At 67.9% G+C, this 17984-nt stretch carries 19 protein-coding genes and 1 pseudogene; 6 read left to right on the top strand and 14 right to left on the bottom strand.

The annotated features are described in order from the left end of the window. Positions 1-32 precede the first annotated feature (32 nt). The 5 genes from RVY76_RS16745 to RVY76_RS16725 all read right to left on the bottom strand — a co-directional run bounded on the left by RVY76_RS16745 (position 33) and on the right by RVY76_RS16725 (position 5610). On the bottom strand, positions 33-1037 hold the full coding sequence (locus tag RVY76_RS16745) for an ABC transporter ATP-binding protein (RefSeq protein WP_317377528.1): 1005 nt from the start codon (positions 1035-1037) through the stop codon (positions 33-35). Then, the gene (locus RVY76_RS16740; RefSeq protein ID WP_317377488.1) at positions 1031-2023 is read right to left on the bottom strand and encodes an ABC transporter ATP-binding protein; all 993 of its coding nucleotides are present in this window, start codon (positions 2021-2023) and stop codon (positions 1031-1033) included. The genes RVY76_RS16745 and RVY76_RS16740 overlap by 7 nt, the downstream gene beginning before the upstream one ends. Then, positions 2020-2952, bottom strand: coding sequence for an ABC transporter permease (locus tag RVY76_RS16735; RefSeq protein WP_317377486.1), 933 nt, complete (start codon positions 2950-2952; stop codon positions 2020-2022). The genes RVY76_RS16740 and RVY76_RS16735 overlap by 4 nt, the downstream gene beginning before the upstream one ends. Then, positions 2949-3926 (bottom strand): ABC transporter permease, encoded by a 978-nt coding sequence (locus RVY76_RS16730; protein ID WP_317377484.1) that lies wholly within the window; start codon positions 3924-3926, stop codon positions 2949-2951. Before RVY76_RS16730 ends, RVY76_RS16735 begins: the two co-directional genes overlap by 4 nt. Positions 3927-3993: 67 nt before the next feature. After that, a complete protein-coding gene (locus tag RVY76_RS16725) occupies positions 3994-5610 on the bottom strand; it encodes an ABC transporter substrate-binding protein (RefSeq protein WP_317377482.1) in 1617 nt (538 codons plus the stop codon). A 161-nt stretch (positions 5611-5771) separates the two neighbouring features. Between RVY76_RS16725 and RVY76_RS18730 the strand changes: the two are divergent. From RVY76_RS18730 to RVY76_RS16715, 3 genes and pseudogenes are all read left to right on the top strand, one after another. After that, positions 5772-5921, top strand: a pseudogene (locus RVY76_RS18730) (LysR family transcriptional regulator); the annotation flags it as partial. A gap of 9 nt (positions 5922-5930) precedes the next feature. After that, positions 5931-6701 (top strand): LysR substrate-binding domain-containing protein, encoded by a 771-nt coding sequence (locus tag RVY76_RS16720; RefSeq protein WP_317377481.1) that lies wholly within the window; start codon positions 5931-5933, stop codon positions 6699-6701. Between the two features lie 215 nt (positions 6702-6916). Then, a complete protein-coding gene (locus RVY76_RS16715; protein WP_317377479.1) occupies positions 6917-8176 on the top strand; it encodes an ABC transporter substrate-binding protein in 1260 nt (419 codons plus the stop codon). Positions 8177-8273: 97 nt separating this feature from the next. On the opposite strand, the gene RVY76_RS16710 is transcribed toward RVY76_RS16715, so the two are convergent. The 4 genes from RVY76_RS16710 to RVY76_RS16695 form a co-directional block, all read right to left on the bottom strand. Then, positions 8274-9446: an enolase C-terminal domain-like protein gene (locus RVY76_RS16710; protein ID WP_317377477.1), complete on the bottom strand. Its 1173-nt coding sequence runs from the start codon at positions 9444-9446 to the stop codon at positions 8274-8276. Between the two features lie 39 nt (positions 9447-9485). Beyond that, positions 9486-10760, bottom strand: coding sequence for a TRAP transporter large permease (locus RVY76_RS16705; RefSeq protein ID WP_317377476.1), 1275 nt, complete (start codon positions 10758-10760; stop codon positions 9486-9488). Next, entirely contained in the window at positions 10757-11287 is a 531-nt protein-coding gene (locus tag RVY76_RS16700) for a TRAP transporter small permease (RefSeq protein WP_317377474.1), read from the bottom strand. Before RVY76_RS16700 ends, RVY76_RS16705 begins: the two co-directional genes overlap by 4 nt. A gap of 78 nt (positions 11288-11365) precedes the next feature. Further along, entirely contained in the window at positions 11366-12388 is a 1023-nt protein-coding gene (locus RVY76_RS16695) for a TRAP transporter substrate-binding protein (RefSeq protein WP_317377472.1), read from the bottom strand. Between the two features lie 141 nt (positions 12389-12529). Here RVY76_RS16695 and RVY76_RS16690 point away from each other — a divergent pair, with 141 nt between their 5' ends. Beyond that, positions 12530-13309 carry a FadR/GntR family transcriptional regulator gene (locus RVY76_RS16690; protein WP_317377471.1) on the top strand — a complete coding sequence of 260 codons (780 nt, stop codon included), beginning with the start codon at positions 12530-12532 and terminating at the stop codon, positions 13307-13309. Between the two features lie 46 nt (positions 13310-13355). Here the strand turns inward: RVY76_RS16690 and RVY76_RS16685 are convergent, their stop codons facing one another. The 4 genes from RVY76_RS16685 to RVY76_RS16670 are packed head-to-tail and all read right to left on the bottom strand — an operon-like array spanning position 13356 to position 15564. Continuing rightward, complete coding sequence (locus RVY76_RS16685; protein WP_317377469.1) at positions 13356-13739, bottom strand: rhodanese-like domain-containing protein; 384 nt, start codon at positions 13737-13739, stop codon at positions 13356-13358. A 12-nt stretch (positions 13740-13751) separates the two neighbouring features. Next, positions 13752-14666, bottom strand: coding sequence for an MBL fold metallo-hydrolase (locus RVY76_RS16680; protein WP_317377468.1), 915 nt, complete (start codon positions 14664-14666; stop codon positions 13752-13754). Then, a complete protein-coding gene (locus RVY76_RS16675) occupies positions 14663-15103 on the bottom strand; it encodes a DUF6691 family protein (protein ID WP_317377466.1) in 441 nt (146 codons plus the stop codon). The genes RVY76_RS16680 and RVY76_RS16675 overlap by 4 nt, the downstream gene beginning before the upstream one ends. 2 nt (positions 15104-15105) lie before the next feature. After that, positions 15106-15564 carry a YeeE/YedE family protein gene (locus RVY76_RS16670; RefSeq protein ID WP_317377465.1) on the bottom strand — a complete coding sequence of 153 codons (459 nt, stop codon included), beginning with the start codon at positions 15562-15564 and terminating at the stop codon, positions 15106-15108. An 84-nt stretch (positions 15565-15648) separates the two neighbouring features. Here RVY76_RS16670 and RVY76_RS16665 point away from each other — a divergent pair, with 84 nt between their 5' ends. Next, on the top strand, positions 15649-15969 hold the full coding sequence (locus RVY76_RS16665) for a metalloregulator ArsR/SmtB family transcription factor (protein WP_317377463.1): 321 nt from the start codon (positions 15649-15651) through the stop codon (positions 15967-15969). Between the two features lie 7 nt (positions 15970-15976). On the opposite strand, the gene RVY76_RS16660 is transcribed toward RVY76_RS16665, so the two are convergent. Further along, complete coding sequence (locus tag RVY76_RS16660) at positions 15977-16573, bottom strand: TetR/AcrR family transcriptional regulator (protein ID WP_317377462.1); 597 nt, start codon at positions 16571-16573, stop codon at positions 15977-15979. A 98-nt stretch (positions 16574-16671) separates the two neighbouring features. On the opposite strand from RVY76_RS16660, the gene RVY76_RS16655 reads away from it, so the two are divergent. Continuing rightward, positions 16672-17856 (top strand): MFS transporter, encoded by a 1185-nt coding sequence (locus tag RVY76_RS16655; protein WP_317377460.1) that lies wholly within the window; start codon positions 16672-16674, stop codon positions 17854-17856. The last annotated feature ends 128 nt before the right edge of the window (positions 17857-17984 follow it).

The following is a 17984-nucleotide window of genomic DNA, read 5'->3' as shown; positions in this document are numbered from 1 at the left end:
AATCCTCGGGGAGTTTGGTGTTTCGTCGCGGGTCAGGCGGCGTCGTTCAGGTGGCAGGCCGAAAGGCGGCCCGGTGCGACCTCTTTCAGGGCCGGGATCTCGATCCGGCAGCGCTCGTGGGCATGGGGGCAGCGCGGGTGGAAATGGCAGCCCGGCGGCGGATCGAGAGGGGAGGGGATCTCGCCCTCGATGGCGGAATAGATGCGCTTTTCGGTCTCGAATGTCGGGATCTCGTCCACGAGGGCCTGGGTGTAGGGATGGTTGGGACGCTTCAGCAGATCCTCGGCCTCGCCCAGTTCGACCAGCCGTCCGAGATACATGACGGCGATGCGGTCCGAGACGTGTTCGACCACGCCCAGATCGTGGCTGATGAACATGTAGGTGAGGTCGAATTCCTCGCGCAGGCGGACGAAGAGGTTCAGGACCTGCGCCTGGATCGACACGTCGAGGGCGGCCACGGATTCGTCGCAGACGAGGAAGTCGGGCTTGACCGCGAGCGCGCGGGCGATGCCGATCCGGGCGCGCTGGCCGCCCGAGAACTGGTGCGGATAGCGCCTGGAGACGCTCGGATCGAGGCCAACCTGTTCGAGCAGGTCGTCCACATAGGCGGGGATGTCGGCGCGCGGCACGATCTTGTGGACGCGCGGCGCCTCGCCCACGATCTCGTTCACGCGCAGGCGCGGGTTGAGCGAGGACATGGGGTCCTGGAACATCATCTGGACGGCGAGCGCGGCCTTGCGCGCCTCGGCCCCCGAAAGGGAGGCGGTGTCGCGGCCGCGATAGCGGATCTGGCCGTCGCTGGGGGTCAGAAGCCCCGCGACCATGCGCCCGAGCGTGGACTTGCCGCAGCCCGACTCGCCCACGAGGCCCAGCACCTCGCCCGCGCGCACCGAGAGGCTGACGCCGTCGACTGCGTGGACGGTCTGCGGCTTGACCGAGGAGCCGAGCTTGCGGGCCACGCGCTCCGCGGCGTCGAGTTCGCGCACGAAACGCTTGGAGACGTCGTCGATTTCGAGGATTGCGGACGGGCTCACGATGCGGAGGCCTCCTCGGGGCTGGGGTCGAGATGGGGGTGGACGCAGCGCACGCGGCGGCCCGCGGCGCGGTCCGCGAGCGGCGGTTCGGGCGTGCAGGCGGCATCGGCGCGGCCGCAGCGGGGCGCGAACTTGCACCCCGCGGGCAGGTTCAGGAGCGAGGGCGTCATGCCCTTGATCTGTTTGAGGAGCGCGCCGTGCTTCTTGCCCTGCGGCACGCTTTCGATGAGGCCCCTGGTATAGGGATGCATCGGCCGGGCGATGATGCCGGCGGTCGTGCCCTCCTCGATGATGCGGCCGGCATACATGACCGCCAGACGGTCGGCGAGGCCCGAGACCACGGCGAGGTCGTGGGTGATCCAGATGAGCGCGGTGCCGGATTCGGCGCAGAGCTTCTGCATCTCGGACAGGATCTGCGACTGGATCGTCACGTCGAGCGCGGTCGTGGGTTCGTCCGCGATGATGAGGTCGGGCTTGTGCAGAAGGGCGATGGCGATGGCGATGCGCTGTCGCATGCCGCCCGAGAACTGGTGGGGATAGCTTTCCAGCCGCTCGTCCGGAGACGAGATGCCGACGCGGACGAGCGCCTCGCGCGCGCGCTGCCGGGCGCTGTCGCGCGAGACGGGATCGTGGGCCTGGACCGTCTCGATCAGCTGGGTGTCGATCCTGAGGACCGGGTTCAGCGTCATCATCGGGTCCTGGAAGATCATCGCGATCCGCTTGCCGCGCAGCTTGCGCATCGCCCGCTCGCCGCCCGCGACGAGGTCGTGGCCGTCGAAGAGGATGCGGCCGCCCGCGATGCGGCCCGGCGGATCGACGAGGCCCAGGATCGAGAAGCCGGTCACGGACTTGCCCGAGCCCGACTCGCCCACGAGGCCCAGGATCTCGCCCCGGTCGAGCGAGAGGCTGACGCCGTCGACGGCTCTGGCCACGCCGTCACGGGTGACGAAATGCGTCTGCAGGTCGTCGAGTTCGAGCAATCGGGTCATGTGTCGAGCCGCGGGTTGAGGACGTCGCGCAGGCGGTCGCCGACGAGGTTGATGGCGATGATCGTCAGCACCAGCGCGATGCCGGGAAAGATCGAGATCCAGTAGCGGCCCGAGAGCAGGTAGTCGTAGCCGTTGGCGATCAGCAGGCCGAGCGAGGGCTCGGTGATGGGCACGCCCACGCCGAGGAAGGACAGCGTCGCCTCGAGCGCGATGGCCTGCGCGATCTGCACGGTCGTCACGACGATGAGGGGCGGCACGCAATTCGGCAGCAGATGGCGGAACATGATGCGCCGGTCCGACAGGGCGAGGCAGCGCGCGGCGTCGATGTAGTCCTTGCGCCGCTCGACGATGGCCGAGCTGCGGACGGTGCGCGCGTAATAGGCCCATTGCACGATGACGAGGGCGAGGATCACCTTGTCGACGCCGCGCCCCAGAAGCGCCAGCAGGATGAGCGCGATGAGGATCGCGGGAAACGACAGCTGCAAATCGACGATCCGCATGATGAGGCTGTCGATCCGTCCGCCGAAATAGGCCGCGGTCACGCCCACCACGGTGCCGATCGTGATGGCGAGAGCAAGCGAGACGGAGGCCACGAAGAGGCTGATCCTGAGGCCGTACATGATGGCCGAGACCATGTCGCGCCCCTGGGTGTCGGTGCCGAGCCAGTAGGTCATGCCGGTCCCGAAGCTCGCCTCGCCGGGAGGCAGGCCGCCATCCATGATGTCGAGCTGCGCGAGGTCGTAAGGGTTCTGCGGGGCGATCCAGGGCGCGAGGATCGCGACGAGCGCGATCGCCACGAAGAGGACGAGCCCGATCACGGCCGTCGGATCGCCCAGGAATTCGCGCGCGACGCGCTTGAGGGGGCTGTCGACGCGGAGCTTGGCGGGGGCTTCGGCGGGGTCGATCGCGGTGTTGGTCACGTCGCTCATCCCTTCATCTCCGACAGGCGGATCCGGGGATCGAGGAGGGAATAGATCACGTCGACGAGGAGGTTGATCGACACGATGATGAGGACGGTCAGCATCAGGTAGGCGACGATGACGGGGCGGTCGAGCAGGTTGATCGAGTCGATCAGCAGCTTGCCCATTCCGGGCCATGCGAAGACCGTCTCGGTCACGATGGCGAAGGCGACCATGGAGCCGAGTTCGAGACCGATGATGGTCACGACCGGGATCATGATGTTCTTGAGGATGTGGACCATGACGACCCGTCGGCTGGAGAGGCCCTTGGCGCGGGCGAATTTCACGTAATCCTGCAGGCAGACCTCGCGCGTGTTGGCACGGGTCAGGCGGATGATGAGCGACATCTTGAAGAGCGCGAGGTTGATCGCGGGCAGGATCAGATGCGCCAGCCCGTCGAGCGTCAGGAAGCTGACCTGCATTCCGAGGAATTCCGTCGTCTGGCCGCGTCCGCCGGCGGGCAGCCAGCCCAGCAGCACCGCGAAGACGAGGATCAGCAGCATGCCCTGCCAGAAATTCGGCAGCGAGAAGCCCAGGATCGAGCCGCCCATGATCGTGCGCCCGGCCATGCTGTCGGGCTTGAGGCCCGCCCAGACACCGAGCGGCACGCCGATGCCCACCGACAGGACCAGCGCCACGAGCGCCAGTTCCATCGTGGCGGGCAGACGTTCGAGGATGACGTCGACCGCGGGCCGCCCGTAGACGAAGGACGTTCCCAGATCGCCTTGCAGCGCGTTCCACGCGAAGATGCCGAATTGCTGCCAGAGCGGCTTGTCGAGACCGAGCCGCGCCGTCGTCGCGGCGACCTCGGCCTGGGTCGCGTCGGGGTTGATGAGCACGTCGACCGGGTTGCCGATGGCATAGACCCCGAGAAAGACGAGGATCGCCATGGCGACGATGGCCAGAAGGCTCTGTCCGAAGCGGCGGATGAGATAGACGATCATGCCGCTCTCCTGTGACGACCGGGATCGGGAAGGGACCGGCGGCCCGGGCAGGCCGCCGGTGGCGGGATCAGTCCTGGCCGTTCGCCGGCTTGATCTCGGAGACGAGCGTGTACTGGTCGCGGCGGGGCTCGTAGGTGAGATCGTCGGACATCGCCCAGACCGTCACCTCGTAGTGAAGCGGGATGATGCCGTGATCCTCAAGCGCGATCGTCGCGGCCTCCTGCAGCATGCGCTCGCGCTCGGTATCGTCGAGCTCGGCCATCGCCTGCTGGACCAGCGTGTCGACCTCTTCGTTGCTGTAGCGGCCGGGATTGGTCGTGCCGAGCCCCGCCTCGGGGTTCCAGCTGGCCACGAGCGAGCGCAGCGGCGACGACATCTCGCCGGAGGAGGCGCCCCAACCGGCAAGCCAGAGCGGGAATTCCTGGTTGTTCCGGCGTGAGAAGAACTGGCTCGCCGTCATCGCGTCGACATTCACCGTGATGCCGATCTGCGCCAGCATCTGCGCGATGGCCTGAGCCACCTGCTCGTCGTTGATGTAGCGGTCGTTGGGCGTGCCGAGGGTGATGGTGAACCCGTCCTCGTAGCCCGCCTCGGCAAGCAATTCGCGCGCGCGTTCGGGGTCGTAGGCATCGACCTCGCGGCCCGAGGTGCCGAACATCGGCGGCGGCAGAAGCTCGCCCGCGGGCTCGGCATAGCCGCCCATGATCCGCTCGGTGATGCCCGCGCGGTTGATCGAGAGCGAGATCGCCTCGCGGACGAGCGGATCGAGGAGGGGGTTCTCGCCGTCGGTGCCCGAGATGCTCGGCGCCTCGCCGTCGGGGTCCTGGTACATGTGCAGGTAGATGATCCGGTTCGACAGCGAGTCGACGATCTTGAAGCCGGCCTCCTCGATGCGGGGCACGTCCTGGATCGGGGGGTTCTCGATCATGTCGACATCGCCCGCCAGCAGCGCCGCGACGCGCGGACCGTCGCTGGTGATGGGCCGGAGGGTGACGGTTTCCCAATCGGGGGTGCCGTCCCAGTAATCGTCGAACCGGGCAAGGGTCAGGGAATTGCCGCGGTTCCAGCTCTCGAACGTGTAGGGGCCGGTGCCGACGGCGATCTCGGGGTCGTTGAAGGCCGGAGATTGCGGCACGTCGCCCAGGCCCTCGCATTCGCCGTTCGGGGCGAAGGTGATGTCGTCCTCTGCACCCAGCGTCTCGGCCGAAAGGATCGGCAGGACGACGATGTCGGTCGGCAGGAGCGGGTTCGGCTCCGCGGTTTCCATGATGATGGTGTGGTCGTCCTCGGCCGTCATCGAGGTAATCGAGCTCATGTAGAGCGTGAAGGAGGAGGGCGAGTTCTGCACCAGCGGGATGCGGCAGAAGGTGTAGATCACGTCGTTGGCCGTGAAGGGCGTGCCGTCGTGGAAGGTCACGTCCTCGCGCAGCTCGAAGCGCCAGGTCGTGTCGTCGATCGCCTCCCACGAGGTCGCGAGCAGGGGCTCGAGCTCCTGCACGGCGTTCTGGCTGGTAAGCGGCTCGAAGATCGTCTGGAGCACCTGGTTGTTGGTGCTGAGCGAGTGGTATTGCGGATCGATCGATGTCGCCTCGGATTTCAGCCCGACGGTGAGATCCTGCGCCATCGCGGGGGCGAAGCCCGCCGCGGCCAGTCCGGCCAGCATGGGAAGTGCCACTGCCTTCATTTCGATGTCCTTCCTGTGGAATGTCTTTTTTTATCTCGGGCCCGAGGGAACCATGCGGCTCGGAACCAAATTCCTGGAATCACGCTATTATGCGTTAAACGAATGTCAATAAATTATGCTATGCTATTAACTCATAGGGTGCGCTCGAAGAGGGACCGGACGTGATCGAACGCGACAGCCCATCCGGCATAACGCTGCGGGAACTGCAGGTTCTTCAATCCCTTATCAGGAGCGGCACGACACTCAACGCGGCGCGGGAACTGGGCATCTCGCAATCCGCGGTGAGCCGCAGACTGTCCCAGCTTGAGCAAAGATTGGGCATGAAGCTGTTCGATCGGGCGGGCGGCGGTCTTGTCCCGACGGTCGAAGCGCTGTCGATCAACGAGCAGCTGCAGCCGGTCTTCGACACGATCGACCGGATCGCGCAGGGATCGGGGGCGGGCGGGCAGCCCCATGCGGGCAAGATCGGCATCGTCGCCCCGCCCACTATCGCGCATCGGTTCCTGCCACCGCTGATCGCGGAATTCGCCCGGAGCAACCCCGATCTGCACGTCGTCTTCGACGTCCTCGCGAGCGATGCGCTGATGACGGGGATCGCCGAGAGCCGCTTCGATATCGGTCTGACGGACACGGTGCCCGCGCATGACGGCATCCGGACGGAGCGGCTGATCTCGACCAGCGCCGTGTGCCTGCTGCCGCGCGGCCATCGCCTGACCGCCCGCGAGGAGATCCACGCGCAGGACCTCGCGGACGAGCCGTTCATCTCGCTGTCGCGGCGCCATTCGAGCCGGATGGTGGTGGACCGGCTGTTCGACCGCGAAGGGGTTCCGCGCAAGACGATCATGGAGGCCTCGACCAATGTCGCGACCGCCGAATTCGTGCGGGCGGGGCTGGGGGTGGCGCTGGTCAACCCGTTCCCGATCGTCGGTCAGCTGGGCGACGAGGTGGAGGTGCGGCCCTTCCTGCCCGAGATCCCCTGTTCGGTGAACTTCCTGTTCGCGGCGGCGCGGCCCCCGTCGGCGGCGACGCGGGCCTTCACGCTTGCGGTGCGCCATGCGATCGAGGCGGGCGGCTTCGGCAAGCGCGGCTGATCGAGAAGGTCTTTAAGTAGGATCTAGAACCTTCCATAAATTCGGTGGCGGAGACCGGGAGGGTCGTCCGCCATCGACACGCGCGGCCGGTCGGGCCGCCGGTTTCCCCCGGGGGGAGGAGCGGTCGCGCCGGGTGGGGCGGGCCGTCCCCGGGCGGAGCCGCCACGAGCCGCGCCGTCGGGACCATCCCACGACATCCTGCGGAGGAGGAGACCATGACGACACGCTGCACGAGCCCGCTCTGGGCGGCGATGCTGACGATCGCGGCTGGCGCGGTTCAGGCGCAGACCGAGATCAAGGTCGCCCGCGTCCAGCCAAGCGACGAGGAGGCCGCGTTCAACAGCGCGATGGCCGAGGCCTTCGAGGAGAGCCACCCCGGAACCGAGGTGGTGTTCGAATACTACGCGGGCGAAGCCTACAAGTCGAAGCTGATGACGCTGCTGCAATCGGAGGCGCGGCCCGACATCTTCTTCAGTTGGGGAGGGAAGACGCTGGTCGATCAGGTCGGTGCCGGGTTCACGCGGCCGATCGACGGTCTGGTGGGGGACGAGGTCCTCGCGACCTTTCCGCCGGCGGCGGTCGAGGCCTACAGGGTGAACGGGGATCTGGTGGGATTGCCGGTCTTCGCGCGGGCCGTGGTCCTCTGGACGAATACGGAGCTGACGGACCGGGCCGGGGTCGATCACACGGCGATCGGGACGTGGGACGAGTTTCTGGAAGCGGTCGGCGAGGTGAAGGCGGCAGGCATCACCCCCATCGTCGCGGGCGGGCAGGACAAGTGGCCGCTGCATTTCTGGTGGAGCTACCTGCTGCTGCGCGAAGGGGGGCCGGGGGTGGTCGCGGGCGCCATGGAAGGCGACGATTTCGAGAGCGAGGCCTTCGTCGCGGCGGGGCGGGACATGGCCGATCTGGTCGCGCTCGACCCGTTCCAGAAGGGGTTCATGGCGACCACGGCGGATTCGGCCAGCGGCTTCTTCGGCGACGGCGGCGGCGCGTTCCACCTGATGGGAGACTGGGAATACGCGGCCTCGAAGCAGCGTTCGACCAGCGGGGAGGGCGTTCCGGACAAGGATCTGGCCATCGTGACCTTCCCCGTGATCGAGGATCCGGTGATGCCGGGCGGCGAGGATGCGGTGCTGGGCGGCATCAACGGCTGGGCGGTCTCGAACACGGCCGACGACGCGGCGGTCGAGTTCCTGACCTTCATGCTGAGCCCCGAGAACCAGGCCCGCGCCGCCGAGGCGGAGGTCTATACGCCGATCGTGGAGGGCGCGGCCGAAAATCTGGTCAATCCGTTCTACCGCGAGATTTCGGGCCTGATCTCGGATGCGGGGCATTTCCAGGTGTTCCTCGATCAGCTTCTGGGGGTGTCCGTCGGGTCGACCGTGAACGACGTGTCGGCCGACCTGGCCCAGGGCACGATCTCGCCCGAGGACGGGGCGGCGGCGATCCAGGAGGCGTGGGACTTCCGCTGAGCCGGAAAGCGCGACGGGCGCGGCGTTCTACGGCGCCGCGCGGGTGCGAGGCGGCGGCCGGCCCCGGTTCGTCACCTTGGGCTGGCCTCTCGGCGGGCTACCAGTTGGCGATCGTGCCGTCGGGCAGGACCGCGTCGAGGGCTGGGACGATCTCGGGCTCGAACGGATGGCGCGCGGCGGCGGCCTCGTCGATCTCGAGCCCGTAGCCCGGCCCTTCGGGCACGGCCCAGCACCCGTCCTCGAGCGCGAGCGGGTGGGTGAAGATCTCGTCGAACCAGGGGACGAGGCCGACGGCTTCTTCCTGGATGACGAAATTCGGGGTGGCGACGTCGAAATGCAGCGCGACGGCACCGGCCACGGGGCCCATCGGATTGTGCGGCGCGATGCCCATATGACCCGCCTCGGCGATGGCCGCGATCCTGCGCCCGCCGGTCAGGCCGCCGCAATGGCTGAGATCGGGCTGGACATGCGCGACGCCCCCGTGGCGGGCGAGCTCGGCGAATTCGCCGGGCGTGAAGAGCCGCTCGCCCGTGGCGATGGGGCAGTCCACGCGGCGCGCGAGTTGGGCCATGGCGCGCGCGTCGCCGGGCTGGATCGGTTCCTCGACGAAGAGCGGGCGGATGGGCGCGATGACGTCGATGAAGGCCTTGGCCACGTCCGGCGAGGCGGGGCGGCCGTGGAAATCGGTCATGATGGCGATGTCGGGGCCCACCCGTTCGCGCACGGCGACCGCGAGCTTCTCGACATGGAGGAGGTCGGGCAGGGGGGCCTCGTGGGCGCAATAGGGCACGAAGCCGAGCTTCACCGCGCTGTATCCCATCGCGACCGTTTCCTCGACCGCGTCGCAGAAGGCGGGGATGTCGTCGGTGGCGACCTGTGCGCCGATCCGGGCGCGGCGCAGGTGGGTATAGACCCGCACGCGGTCGCGGACCCGCCCGCCCAGAAGCTGCCAGACCGGAACACCGAGATCCTTTGCCTTGATGTCCCAGAGCGCCTGGTCGATGGCCGAGACGGCGCTGAGGCCGATGGCGCCGAGCGGCCAGAAGCTGACCTTGGTGAGCTTGGCGAAGACATGTTCGATCCGGCGCGGGTCCTCGCCCAGAAGGAAGGGTTCGAGATCCTCGAGCGTGCCGAGGACGGCGCGGGTCTTCCATTCGAGGGTCGCCTCGCCCCAGCCGTGGAGCCCGGGCTGATCGGTCTCGACCTTCACGAAGATCCAGTTCCTGTGGATCGCGTTCACGACGATGGTTCTGATGCCGGTGATCTTCATGGGTGTCTCTCGGAAATGGGGTCGGGAACGGGCTGAGCGTCAGTTCAGGAGGGTGGGCAGAAGGCTGGAGATGCCGGGAATGAGGCAGATGAGCGCGATGGCCGCGAGCTGGGCCAGAAGGAACGGCACGAGCGCGCGGATGAGCGGGAACATCCCCACGCGGCCCACACGCATGACGACGAAGAGCACGACCCCCACCGGCGGCGTGACGAGGCCCATGGCAAGGGTCAGCATGATCACCATGCTCGCCTGCATCGGGTCGATCCCGAGATCGTAGACCACCGGCATCAGCAGCGGCGCGAAGATGAGGATCGCGGCGCCGATGTCGAGGAACGTGCCCAGCACCAGCATCAGCCCGGCCACCGCGAAGAGGAAGGCGATCGGATTGCCCTCGAAGAGGCCGGCCGCCGCGGTCACCCACGACGCGATGCCGAGCAGGTTGAGCGCGTAGGACAGGATCGTGGCCGCGGCCACCAGAAGGTAGATCGTGGCCGAGGTCCGCGCCGCGCGCAGGAACGACAGCCAGAGCCCCTCGAGTGTCATGGCGCGAAAGACGACCACCGACAGGAAGATCGCGTAGGCCACTGCCACGCCGCCGCCCTCGGTCGCGGTGTAGATCCCCGCGATCATGCCGCCGATGATGATGATCGGAAGCGTCACCACGGCCACCGCCTCGACCAGCATCCGCAGCGCGCCGTCGCGGGTCGGAGCCATGGGGCGCGGCTTCGGCACCGTGCCGCGGATCGCGCCGATGGCGACGACGACCGCGCAGGACGCGGCCATCAGCAGGCCCGGAAGGATGCCGGCGAGAAAGAGGTCGATGACGGAGAGCCCGGTCACGGCCGCCATGATGATGGCAAGGCCCGAGGGTGGGATGATCGGCCCGATGATGGAGGAGGCGACCGTAACGGCCGCGGAATATTCGCGGCTGTAGCCTTCCTTTGGCATCTCGTCGGTGAAGACCCGCCCGAGGGCCGCGGCATCGGCCACCGCCGAGCCGGAGATCCCGGCGAAGAGGACCGAGGTGCCGATATTGGCGAAGGCCGTCCCGCCGCGCAGCCAGCGGGTCGCGGCCGAGGCGATGGAGATGAGGCGGGCGGTGATGCCGCCCTGGCTCATGATCTCGGCGGCGAGGATGTAGAACGGCACGGCGAGAAAGACGAAGCTGTCCACCCCGGTGAAGAGCCGCGTGGCCGTGACGCTCATCGGAATGCCGGCGAGCCAGACGCCGAGCATGCCCGCGAGCCCCAGCGCGAAGGCCACGGGAATGCCCGCGAAGAGCAGGCAGAGCCCCAGTATGGCGACCCAGATCATCGCGCGGCCCCGGTGTCGTCCGCGCGCATGGCGTCGGTGACCGGGCCGTCGACCTCGGGCTCGAAGCCGGTGATCCAGCTGAGCGCGATCTGCACCAGCATGAGCGCCGCGCCCACGGGAAGGGCCGCGTAGGGGACGATCATCGGAATGCCGGAGGCGGGCGCGATCTGTGCCGCGTTCCTGAGCGCGAGGGGCAGCCCGTAAGCGAGGATGACCACGCAGAAGATCGCGGCGACCGAGTAGAGCGCGGATTTCACGAAGCGGGCGCGCGCGGGCGGCACCATCGTCTCGAGCGCCTCGATCCCCATATGCTCGACCCGGAAGATGCAGGCGACGCTGCCCAGCATCATCAGCCAGATCATCGAATAGCGCATGACCTCCTCGGTCCAGCTGAAGCCGGTGCCGAAGAAATACCGGCCGCCCACCTGCGTAAGATTGAGCAGCGTCACCGCGATCATCAGCAGGCCCGCGACGATTTCGGTGCTGCGGGCGAGCGCCCGCGCGATCAGGATGGCAATCCGCGTCATTTCCGCCCCCTCGGGTGATGCCGGCCCGCATGTCCCGGACCGCCGGTGCGGGACCGGCGAGCCGGACGACGGACGCGGTCAGCCGCCGTAGATCTCGGACTTGGTCCGGTCGACCGTCTCGATCAGTCGGTCGACGAGGTCGTCGCCCACGTTCTCGCGGATGAACTCCAGCACCGGCGGCTGCGTGATCTCCTTGAAGGCGGCCTTCTCGTCGGGGGTGGAGACGTGGATCTCCATGCCGAGTTCGTCCTCGAGCTGGCGGCTGAAGCGCCAGTCGCCTTCGGTCTTCTGGAGGTTCTCGGTCCAGGCCATCAGCATCGCGGCATCCTGGATCACCTGCTGGTGTCCCGGATCGAGCGAGGTGAACCAGTCGTCGTTGGCGATGATGACGTGGAGGCCGAACGTGTGTTCGTTGAGGGTGTAGTAGCGCTGCACCTCGCCATGACCGCCGCCATAGACGACCGCGGGCGGATTCTCCTGTCCGTCGACCACGCCCTGGCGCAGGGCCATGACGACCTCGGCCCCGCTGATCGGCACCGCCGTCGCGCCGAGCGCGTTGACGAGCTCCATGTAGACGGGGCTTTCCATCGTGCGGATCTTGAGCCCCTCCATGTCGGACGGGTCGATCAGCGGACGGACGTTGTTGGTGAAGGAGCGGAAGCCGTTCTGCGAGAAGGCGAGCGCGCGGATGCCCGTCGTCGCGAGGATGTCGTCCTTCATGTCCTCGGCGAAGTCGCTTTCGAGGACCTTCCAGGCCACGGGGGCGGATTCGAAGAGGTAGGGAATCGACCAGACCTGCATGGGCGGGTAGAAGCCGCTCATCGCGCCGTCGGCGGGGAAGCTGAGCTCGAGACTGCCTTGCTGGACCATCTCGATCATCTCGCGTTCGCCGCCCAGCTGGTTGTTGGGAAAGAGCCGGACGGTGATGTCGCCGTTGGTCTTGAACTCGACATATTCCTTGAAGCGGACGAGGGCGTTGTATTCCGGGAAATCGCCCTCGGGGATGCCGATGCCGAACTTGATCTCCTCGGTATGCGACGCCCCGGCGATGCAGGTGGCCGCGACGAGTATCGCGGCGCTGAAAGCGCTCTTGGTGGTCATGGGTTCCTCCTCCCTCTGGTGGCAACGGCCGGCGCGGGGTGTGGCCCCCGTTCGATGGCGGTGCGTTGCCAGTGCAGGCCTTGTGGCGCTACATGAAGCACGGTGACGCCTTCTAGATCATATGTAAAGAGAGATCACGCCTTGGACATTTCACGCGACGCCGCGGCGGGGCCCGCGCGCAGGCATCTCGATCTGAGGATCCCGACGGAATTCGCCTCGCCGCTGCCCACGGGGGCGGCCAAGCGCACGGTCGAGGTGCTGGGCCACCGCATCGCCAACGACGCCTATCCGCCGGGCGAGGTCATGCCGACCGAGGAGGAGCTGGCGGCCTCGCTCGGGGTCAGCCGGGCGACGATCCGCGACGCGATCAAGGTGCTGTCGGGAAAGGGTCTGGTGCGGACCGCACGGCGATACGGGACGCGGGTGCGGCCGATCGAGGAGTGGAATTTCCTCGACGGAGACGTGGTGGAATGGCACGACCCGGCCCATCCGCGGATCAGGCGGATCTTTGCGGAGACGACCGAGCTTCGATCGGCGATCGAGCCAGCGGCCGCGGCCCTCGCCGCACTGCGGGCGACACCGGATCAGCTGCGCGAGCTGAGTGCGGCCGCGCGGGCGATCCATCCCGGCCACGTGGATATCCAGGCGCTGTTCGCGGCCGATTGCCAGTTCCACGTCACGCTGCTCGACATGACGGGCAACAACGTGATGCGGCAGATGCGGCAGATCATCCTGACGATGCTGCGCGTGTCCTATGAGTTCGGCGTGGTCAATCCCGACACCGAGGATGTGAGCCGCGAGGGGCATATCGCCGTCGCGGACGCCATCGCGGCGCGCGACCCCGAGGCCGCGCGGACCGCGATGGAGGCGATGCTCGACCGGAACCGGTCCATCGCCGAGGATTACTGGCTGAAGGCGTGAGAGCAGGGCGTCCCGCCGCTGCGATCGCGGATCGGCGGGGGGCCGGTCAGCCTTCGACGGGGAGGCCTGCGGCCTTCCAGCCGCCGATCCCGCCCTCGATCAGATCGGCGTCGTAGCCCATCCGGCCGAGCGTGTCGGCGGCCAGCGCCGCGCGGCCGCCGGAGGCGCAGAGCACGTGGATGCGGGCCCCTTCGGGCAGATCGGTCAGGCGCGGATCGGCGGTGGGCGCGGTGGCGTCTGCGCGCGTCTCGAGCACCCCGCGGGGGATATGATGCGCGCCCGCGACGCGGCCGTTCGTCTCGAGCTCGGCGGGTTCGCGCACGTCGAGGATGAGGTCGCCCTTCGCCGCGCCCTCCCGGGCGTTTTCGGGCGAGACCGCCGAGATGCGGCTGCGGGCCTCGGCGACGAGATCCTTCATAGTGAGAGGCATTGCGGGGTCTCCTCAGAAACGGTTCACGGGAAGCTTGAGATAGACATGGCCATCCGCCTCGGCGGGGGGAAGGCGTCCGCCGCGAAGATTGACCTGGAGGGCTGCGAGCATCCGGTCGGGCAGGGGAAGAATGGCGTCGCGCTCCTCCCGGAGGGCGATCCAGTCCTCGCGGATGGTGCCGTCTCTCACGTGGCGGTTGCGGGCGCGATGCTCGGCGACCGTCGCCTCACATTCGGGGGTGTCGCGATCCTCGGAGCCGTAATCGTGATCGACGAAGAGCCGCGTCCCGGGCGGGAGGGAGAGGATGTCGGAGATGCTGTCCCAGAGATCGGCCGCGCTGCCGCCTGGGAAATCGGCACGCGCCGTGCCGGTATCGGGCTGCATCAGCGTGTCGTGGACGAAGGCCGCATCGCCGCAATGATAGGTGATCGAGCCCAGCGTATGGCCGGGCGAAAGCGTCACCCGCATCGTCAGCTCGCCGAGCGCGAAGGTGTCGCCCGCCGCGAAGAGCCGGTCGAAATCGCGGTCGGGATCGAAGGCGTCGGGCAGGTTGTAGAGATCGGCCCAAAGGCGGGCGATGTCGCGGACCTTCTCGCCGATGGCGTTGGGCGCGCCGGTGCGGTCCCTCAGCCGGGCGGAGGCCATGACGTGATCGGCATGGGGATGCGTGTCGAGCACCCAGGCGACCTCGAGCCCGTTCTCATGCACGAGGTCGAGCGCCTGGTCCATGCTCCGGCTCGAGAAGCGGGCGCTCCTGGGGTCGAGGTTCCAGACCACGTCGATCAGCGCGGCCTTTCGCGTGGCGGGATCGGCGCAGACATACTGGATCGATCCGGTATCGGGCTCGTAAAGACCCCAGACATCCGGGCTTTCGGCCCCGCGCGAGGGCGAATGGCGGACGATCGGGCGGTGCGACGACGTGCTCATCGGAAGGCCTCTTTCGGTGCCAGGATGGGGAGCGATCGGGCCCGCGCGCCGATCCAGAGCCCGGCGAGCATGGCGGGCAGGAAGACCAGCGTGCCGGGGGCCAGAAGCGGCAGGGCCGTCCAGGCGGGGCCGGGGCAGAAGCCGCCGATCCCCCAGCCGATGCCGAAGAGCGACGCGCCGAGGATCAGCGGGGTGTCGATGCGGACGCGGCCGGGGATTTCGAACCGGGGCTCGAAGGCGGGGGCGGGCCGACGCCAGACGATGCGGTAGCCGATGAAGGCGGTGATCGTCGCACCCGCCATGACGAAGGCGAGGCTCGGGTCCCACGGGCCCGCGAGGTCGAGGAAGTTCAGGACCTTGGCGGGGTCCGACATGCCGGAGACGACGAGGCCGAGGCCGAAGACCAGCCCGGAGAGGAAGCCCAACAGCGTCCGCATCGTCAGAAGCCCCCCAGGACGTGGCGCAGGACGAAGACGGTCGCGAACCCGGCGGCCATGAACGTCGCCACGGCCGCCAGAGAGCGCCGCGACAGCCGCGCGAGCCCGCAGACCCCGTGCCCCGAGGTGCAGCCCGAGCCGAGCGCGGTGCCTGTCCCCACGAGGAGACCCGCAAGCGCCATGCCGGGAAGCGATGGGGGGAGCGTCTGCGTGACGGTCGCGCCCATGAGGGCAAGGACGAGCGGGGCCGCCACGAGCCCCAGGACGAAGGCGATCCGCCAGTCCCGGTCCCCGGCCGCGCCGGGCATCCGCAGCAACGCGCCGAGGCTGGCCGAGGTGATCCCCGAAATCCCGGCGATCCGGCCGAAAAGGCCCATGACCATCACGGCGGCGAGGCCGATCAGGATGCCGCCCCCGAGAGAGGCCCAGGGCGTGAAGGCGGTCGCGGTTCCGGTATCCATCCTCGTCCTCCTGTCGCGATCGGGCTTGCCCCGGATCGGTACGGGGGATATGTATTAGAGCATGCTAAATCAGTCAATGCTAATATGACCGGAATCGACACGGAAGGCTCCCTTGCCCTGCTGAGGGAGCGGGCGGATCACGTGGCCGCGAAGCTGTCGCTTGTCGCCAATGCGAAGCGGTTGCTGATCCTGTGCGAGCTTTCCAAGGGGGAGCGGTCTGTGGGGTCGCTCCAGTCGGCCGTGGGGCTGGGGCAATCCGCGCTGAGCCAGCACCTCGCGCGGCTGCGCGAGGCCGGGATGGTCGAGACCCGGCGCGAGGGCCAGACGATCCATTACCGGATCGGCGATCCCGATCTCGAGGTGCTGATGGCCGCCCTCTACGAGGCGTTCTGCAAGGAGCGCTGAGGGCGGCTCATGCCGTGGCGCGCAGGCCGGTGATGAGCGTGTGGAGCACCTCGCGCAGGTTGGCCTCGACCTCGTCCGCTTCGGCGTTGAGATGCATGAGCACCAGTCGCGGATGGTCGAAGCCGAACATGGCGAGTTGCACCAGCCGCGCGGCATGGGTCGGATCGGCCAGATCCGGGATCGCCTGCACCAGAAGCACCGCGATCTGATCGCGCCAGATCGTCTTGTGGCGCTGCACGACCTCGCGCAGCCGGTCGGAGGCCTGACAATAGGCCTGGTAGAGTTCGGGATCCTTCACCGCCGCTTCGCGTTTCAGGCGAAAGCGCTGGATGAGCCACGCCTCCAGACGTTCTTCGGGTGTGCCGGGGCCTGTGACGGCGGCGCGCAGGTCGTCCTGCGAGACGTCGAGCCAATGGCCCACCACGGCATCGAGGATGTCCTCCTTGCCCGAAAAGTGGGAATAGAGCGCCGCATGGCTCACGCCGAGTTCGGCCGCGATGTCGGTGACGCGCAGCTTGGCGTAGCCCGCGGCCTTGATGCGCCGGTTGGCGACCTCGATCGCGCGGCGTCTGAGCTCTTCCGGGGCCAGTCCCGTTCGCGGCATGGCGGTATCCCTCTGGTCACATGGCTTTGCGGATTGCTCTTTCCTACAACTTACATATTTTGTAAATTGTAATATCCGTTCCGATACAGGTGTGCTTCATGGGTTCCCTTCTCAAGGACCGTCGCGCCGTCGCATTGCTGCTCGCCGCGACGCTGACGGTCATGTCCAATTCGATCATCAGCCCCGGCCTTCCGGGGATCGCGTCCTATTTCTCGACCACGCCCAATGCGGACCTTCTGACCCGCCTGTTGATCACGGCCCCGTCGCTGACGGTCGCGTTGACGGCCCCCTTCGCGGGGTTCTTCGTCGACCGGATGGGCCGCAAGACCATGCTCATCACCGGTGCGGCGCTTTTCGGCGCGGCCGGCAGTTCGGGGCTCTGGGCGCCGACGCTGCCGATCCTGCTGGGCACGCGGCTCGTCCTCGGGGTGGGGGTCGCCATGCTGATGACGGCGATGACCGCGCTGGTGGCGCAGTTCTTCCACGGGGCCGAGCGCGGCCGGTTCATGGCGATGCAGATGACCTTCATCAATTTCGGTGGACTGGTCTTCATCGCGGTGGCGGGGCAGCTCGCCAACATGTCGTCCTTCTATCCGTTCGGGCTCTACCTCGTGGGGCTGGTCTATCTTCCGATCCTCTATGCCTGCCTGCAGGAGCCGAAGGGCGGAGCCGCGGCCGTGACGGATCACGCCGACGATGCGGGGCAGGAGGGCTGGCAGATGGTGCTGGGCCTCGGCCTCGTCCTGCTGGCGCTGACATTCGCGACCTTCTACATCCTGCCGACGCAGATCGCGTTCTACCTTGCGCAGCTTGGCCATACGGATCCGAGCACGGCCGCGCTGATGATGGTCTGCGTGACCTTCGCGGCGGGCGCGATCTCGATCGTCTATCCGAAGCTGCGGGTGGCGCTCGGTCGTGGGGGCGTGCTCGGGGCGGGGTTCGCGCTGCTGGCCGCGGGCTTCCTGCTGATGAGCTATGCCGAGCCGGTCCCGGTGATCGCGGCGGCATCGCTTCTCGTGGGGATGGGGCCGGGGCTGATCGTGCCGACGCTGCTGAGCTCGACGCTCGACGCGGTGCCGGCGCGCCATCACGGCATGGCGTCGGGCGCGCTGACCTTCAGCCTCTTCATCGGGCAGTTCATCTCGCCGATCCTGACGCAGCCGCTGATCGAGGCGGGCGGGTTCCACCTCGCCTTCATGACCTTCGCGGCCGCCGCACTCGCCGGTGCGGCGATCGCGGTCTCGATCTTCCGCGAGCGGGGCGCGCAGCTCGCCCGGGCCTGAGCGTGTCCCGCGGGCCACGCGGACGGGCGATGCGACGGATCGCCCGACCATGGCGCGCTTGCTAGGGCGGATCTTTCCCGGCAAGCATTCCCCACGCGTCGACGGGACGGAGCGGCGCAGGGGAGGAT

This window comes from Palleronia sp. LCG004 (genome assembly GCF_032931615.1).
Lineage (GTDB): Bacteria > Pseudomonadota > Alphaproteobacteria > Rhodobacterales > Rhodobacteraceae > Palleronia.
This window is presented reverse-complemented; position numbering and strand designations above follow the sequence as displayed.

Bases quoted from the DNA above. Each gene is read 5' to 3' on its own strand.
- RVY76_RS16740 (WP_317377488.1), bottom strand. From the start codon at position 2,023: ATGACCCGATTGCTCGAACTCGACGACCTGCAGACGCATTTCGTCACC.
- RVY76_RS16735 (WP_317377486.1), bottom strand. From the start codon at position 2,952: ATGAGCGACGTGACCAACACCGCGATCGACCCCGCCGAAGCCCCCGCC.
- RVY76_RS16730 (WP_317377484.1), bottom strand. From the start codon at position 3,926: ATGATCGTCTATCTCATCCGCCGCTTCGGACAGAGCCTTCTGGCCATC.
- RVY76_RS16725 (WP_317377482.1), bottom strand. From the start codon at position 5,610: ATGAAGGCAGTGGCACTTCCCATGCTGGCCGGACTGGCCGCGGCGGGC.
- RVY76_RS16720 (WP_317377481.1), top strand. From the start codon at position 5,931: ATGAAGCTGTTCGATCGGGCGGGCGGCGGTCTTGTCCCGACGGTCGAA.
- RVY76_RS16715 (WP_317377479.1), top strand. From the start codon at position 6,917: ATGACGACACGCTGCACGAGCCCGCTCTGGGCGGCGATGCTGACGATC.
- RVY76_RS16710 (WP_317377477.1), bottom strand. From the start codon at position 9,446: ATGAAGATCACCGGCATCAGAACCATCGTCGTGAACGCGATCCACAGG.
- RVY76_RS16705 (WP_317377476.1), bottom strand. From the start codon at position 10,760: ATGATCTGGGTCGCCATACTGGGGCTCTGCCTGCTCTTCGCGGGCATT.
- RVY76_RS16700 (WP_317377474.1), bottom strand. From the start codon at position 11,287: ATGACGCGGATTGCCATCCTGATCGCGCGGGCGCTCGCCCGCAGCACC.
- RVY76_RS16695 (WP_317377472.1), bottom strand. From the start codon at position 12,388: ATGACCACCAAGAGCGCTTTCAGCGCCGCGATACTCGTCGCGGCCACC.
- RVY76_RS16685 (WP_317377469.1), bottom strand. From the start codon at position 13,739: ATGCCTCTCACTATGAAGGATCTCGTCGCCGAGGCCCGCAGCCGCATC.
- RVY76_RS16680 (WP_317377468.1), bottom strand. From the start codon at position 14,666: ATGAGCACGTCGTCGCACCGCCCGATCGTCCGCCATTCGCCCTCGCGC.
- RVY76_RS16675 (WP_317377466.1), bottom strand. From the start codon at position 15,103: ATGCGGACGCTGTTGGGCTTCCTCTCCGGGCTGGTCTTCGGCCTCGGC.
- RVY76_RS16670 (WP_317377465.1), bottom strand. From the start codon at position 15,564: ATGGATACCGGAACCGCGACCGCCTTCACGCCCTGGGCCTCTCTCGGG.
- RVY76_RS16665 (WP_317377463.1), top strand. From the start codon at position 15,649: ATGACCGGAATCGACACGGAAGGCTCCCTTGCCCTGCTGAGGGAGCGG.
- RVY76_RS16660 (WP_317377462.1), bottom strand. From the start codon at position 16,573: ATGCCGCGAACGGGACTGGCCCCGGAAGAGCTCAGACGCCGCGCGATC.
- RVY76_RS16655 (WP_317377460.1), top strand. From the start codon at position 16,672: ATGGGTTCCCTTCTCAAGGACCGTCGCGCCGTCGCATTGCTGCTCGCC.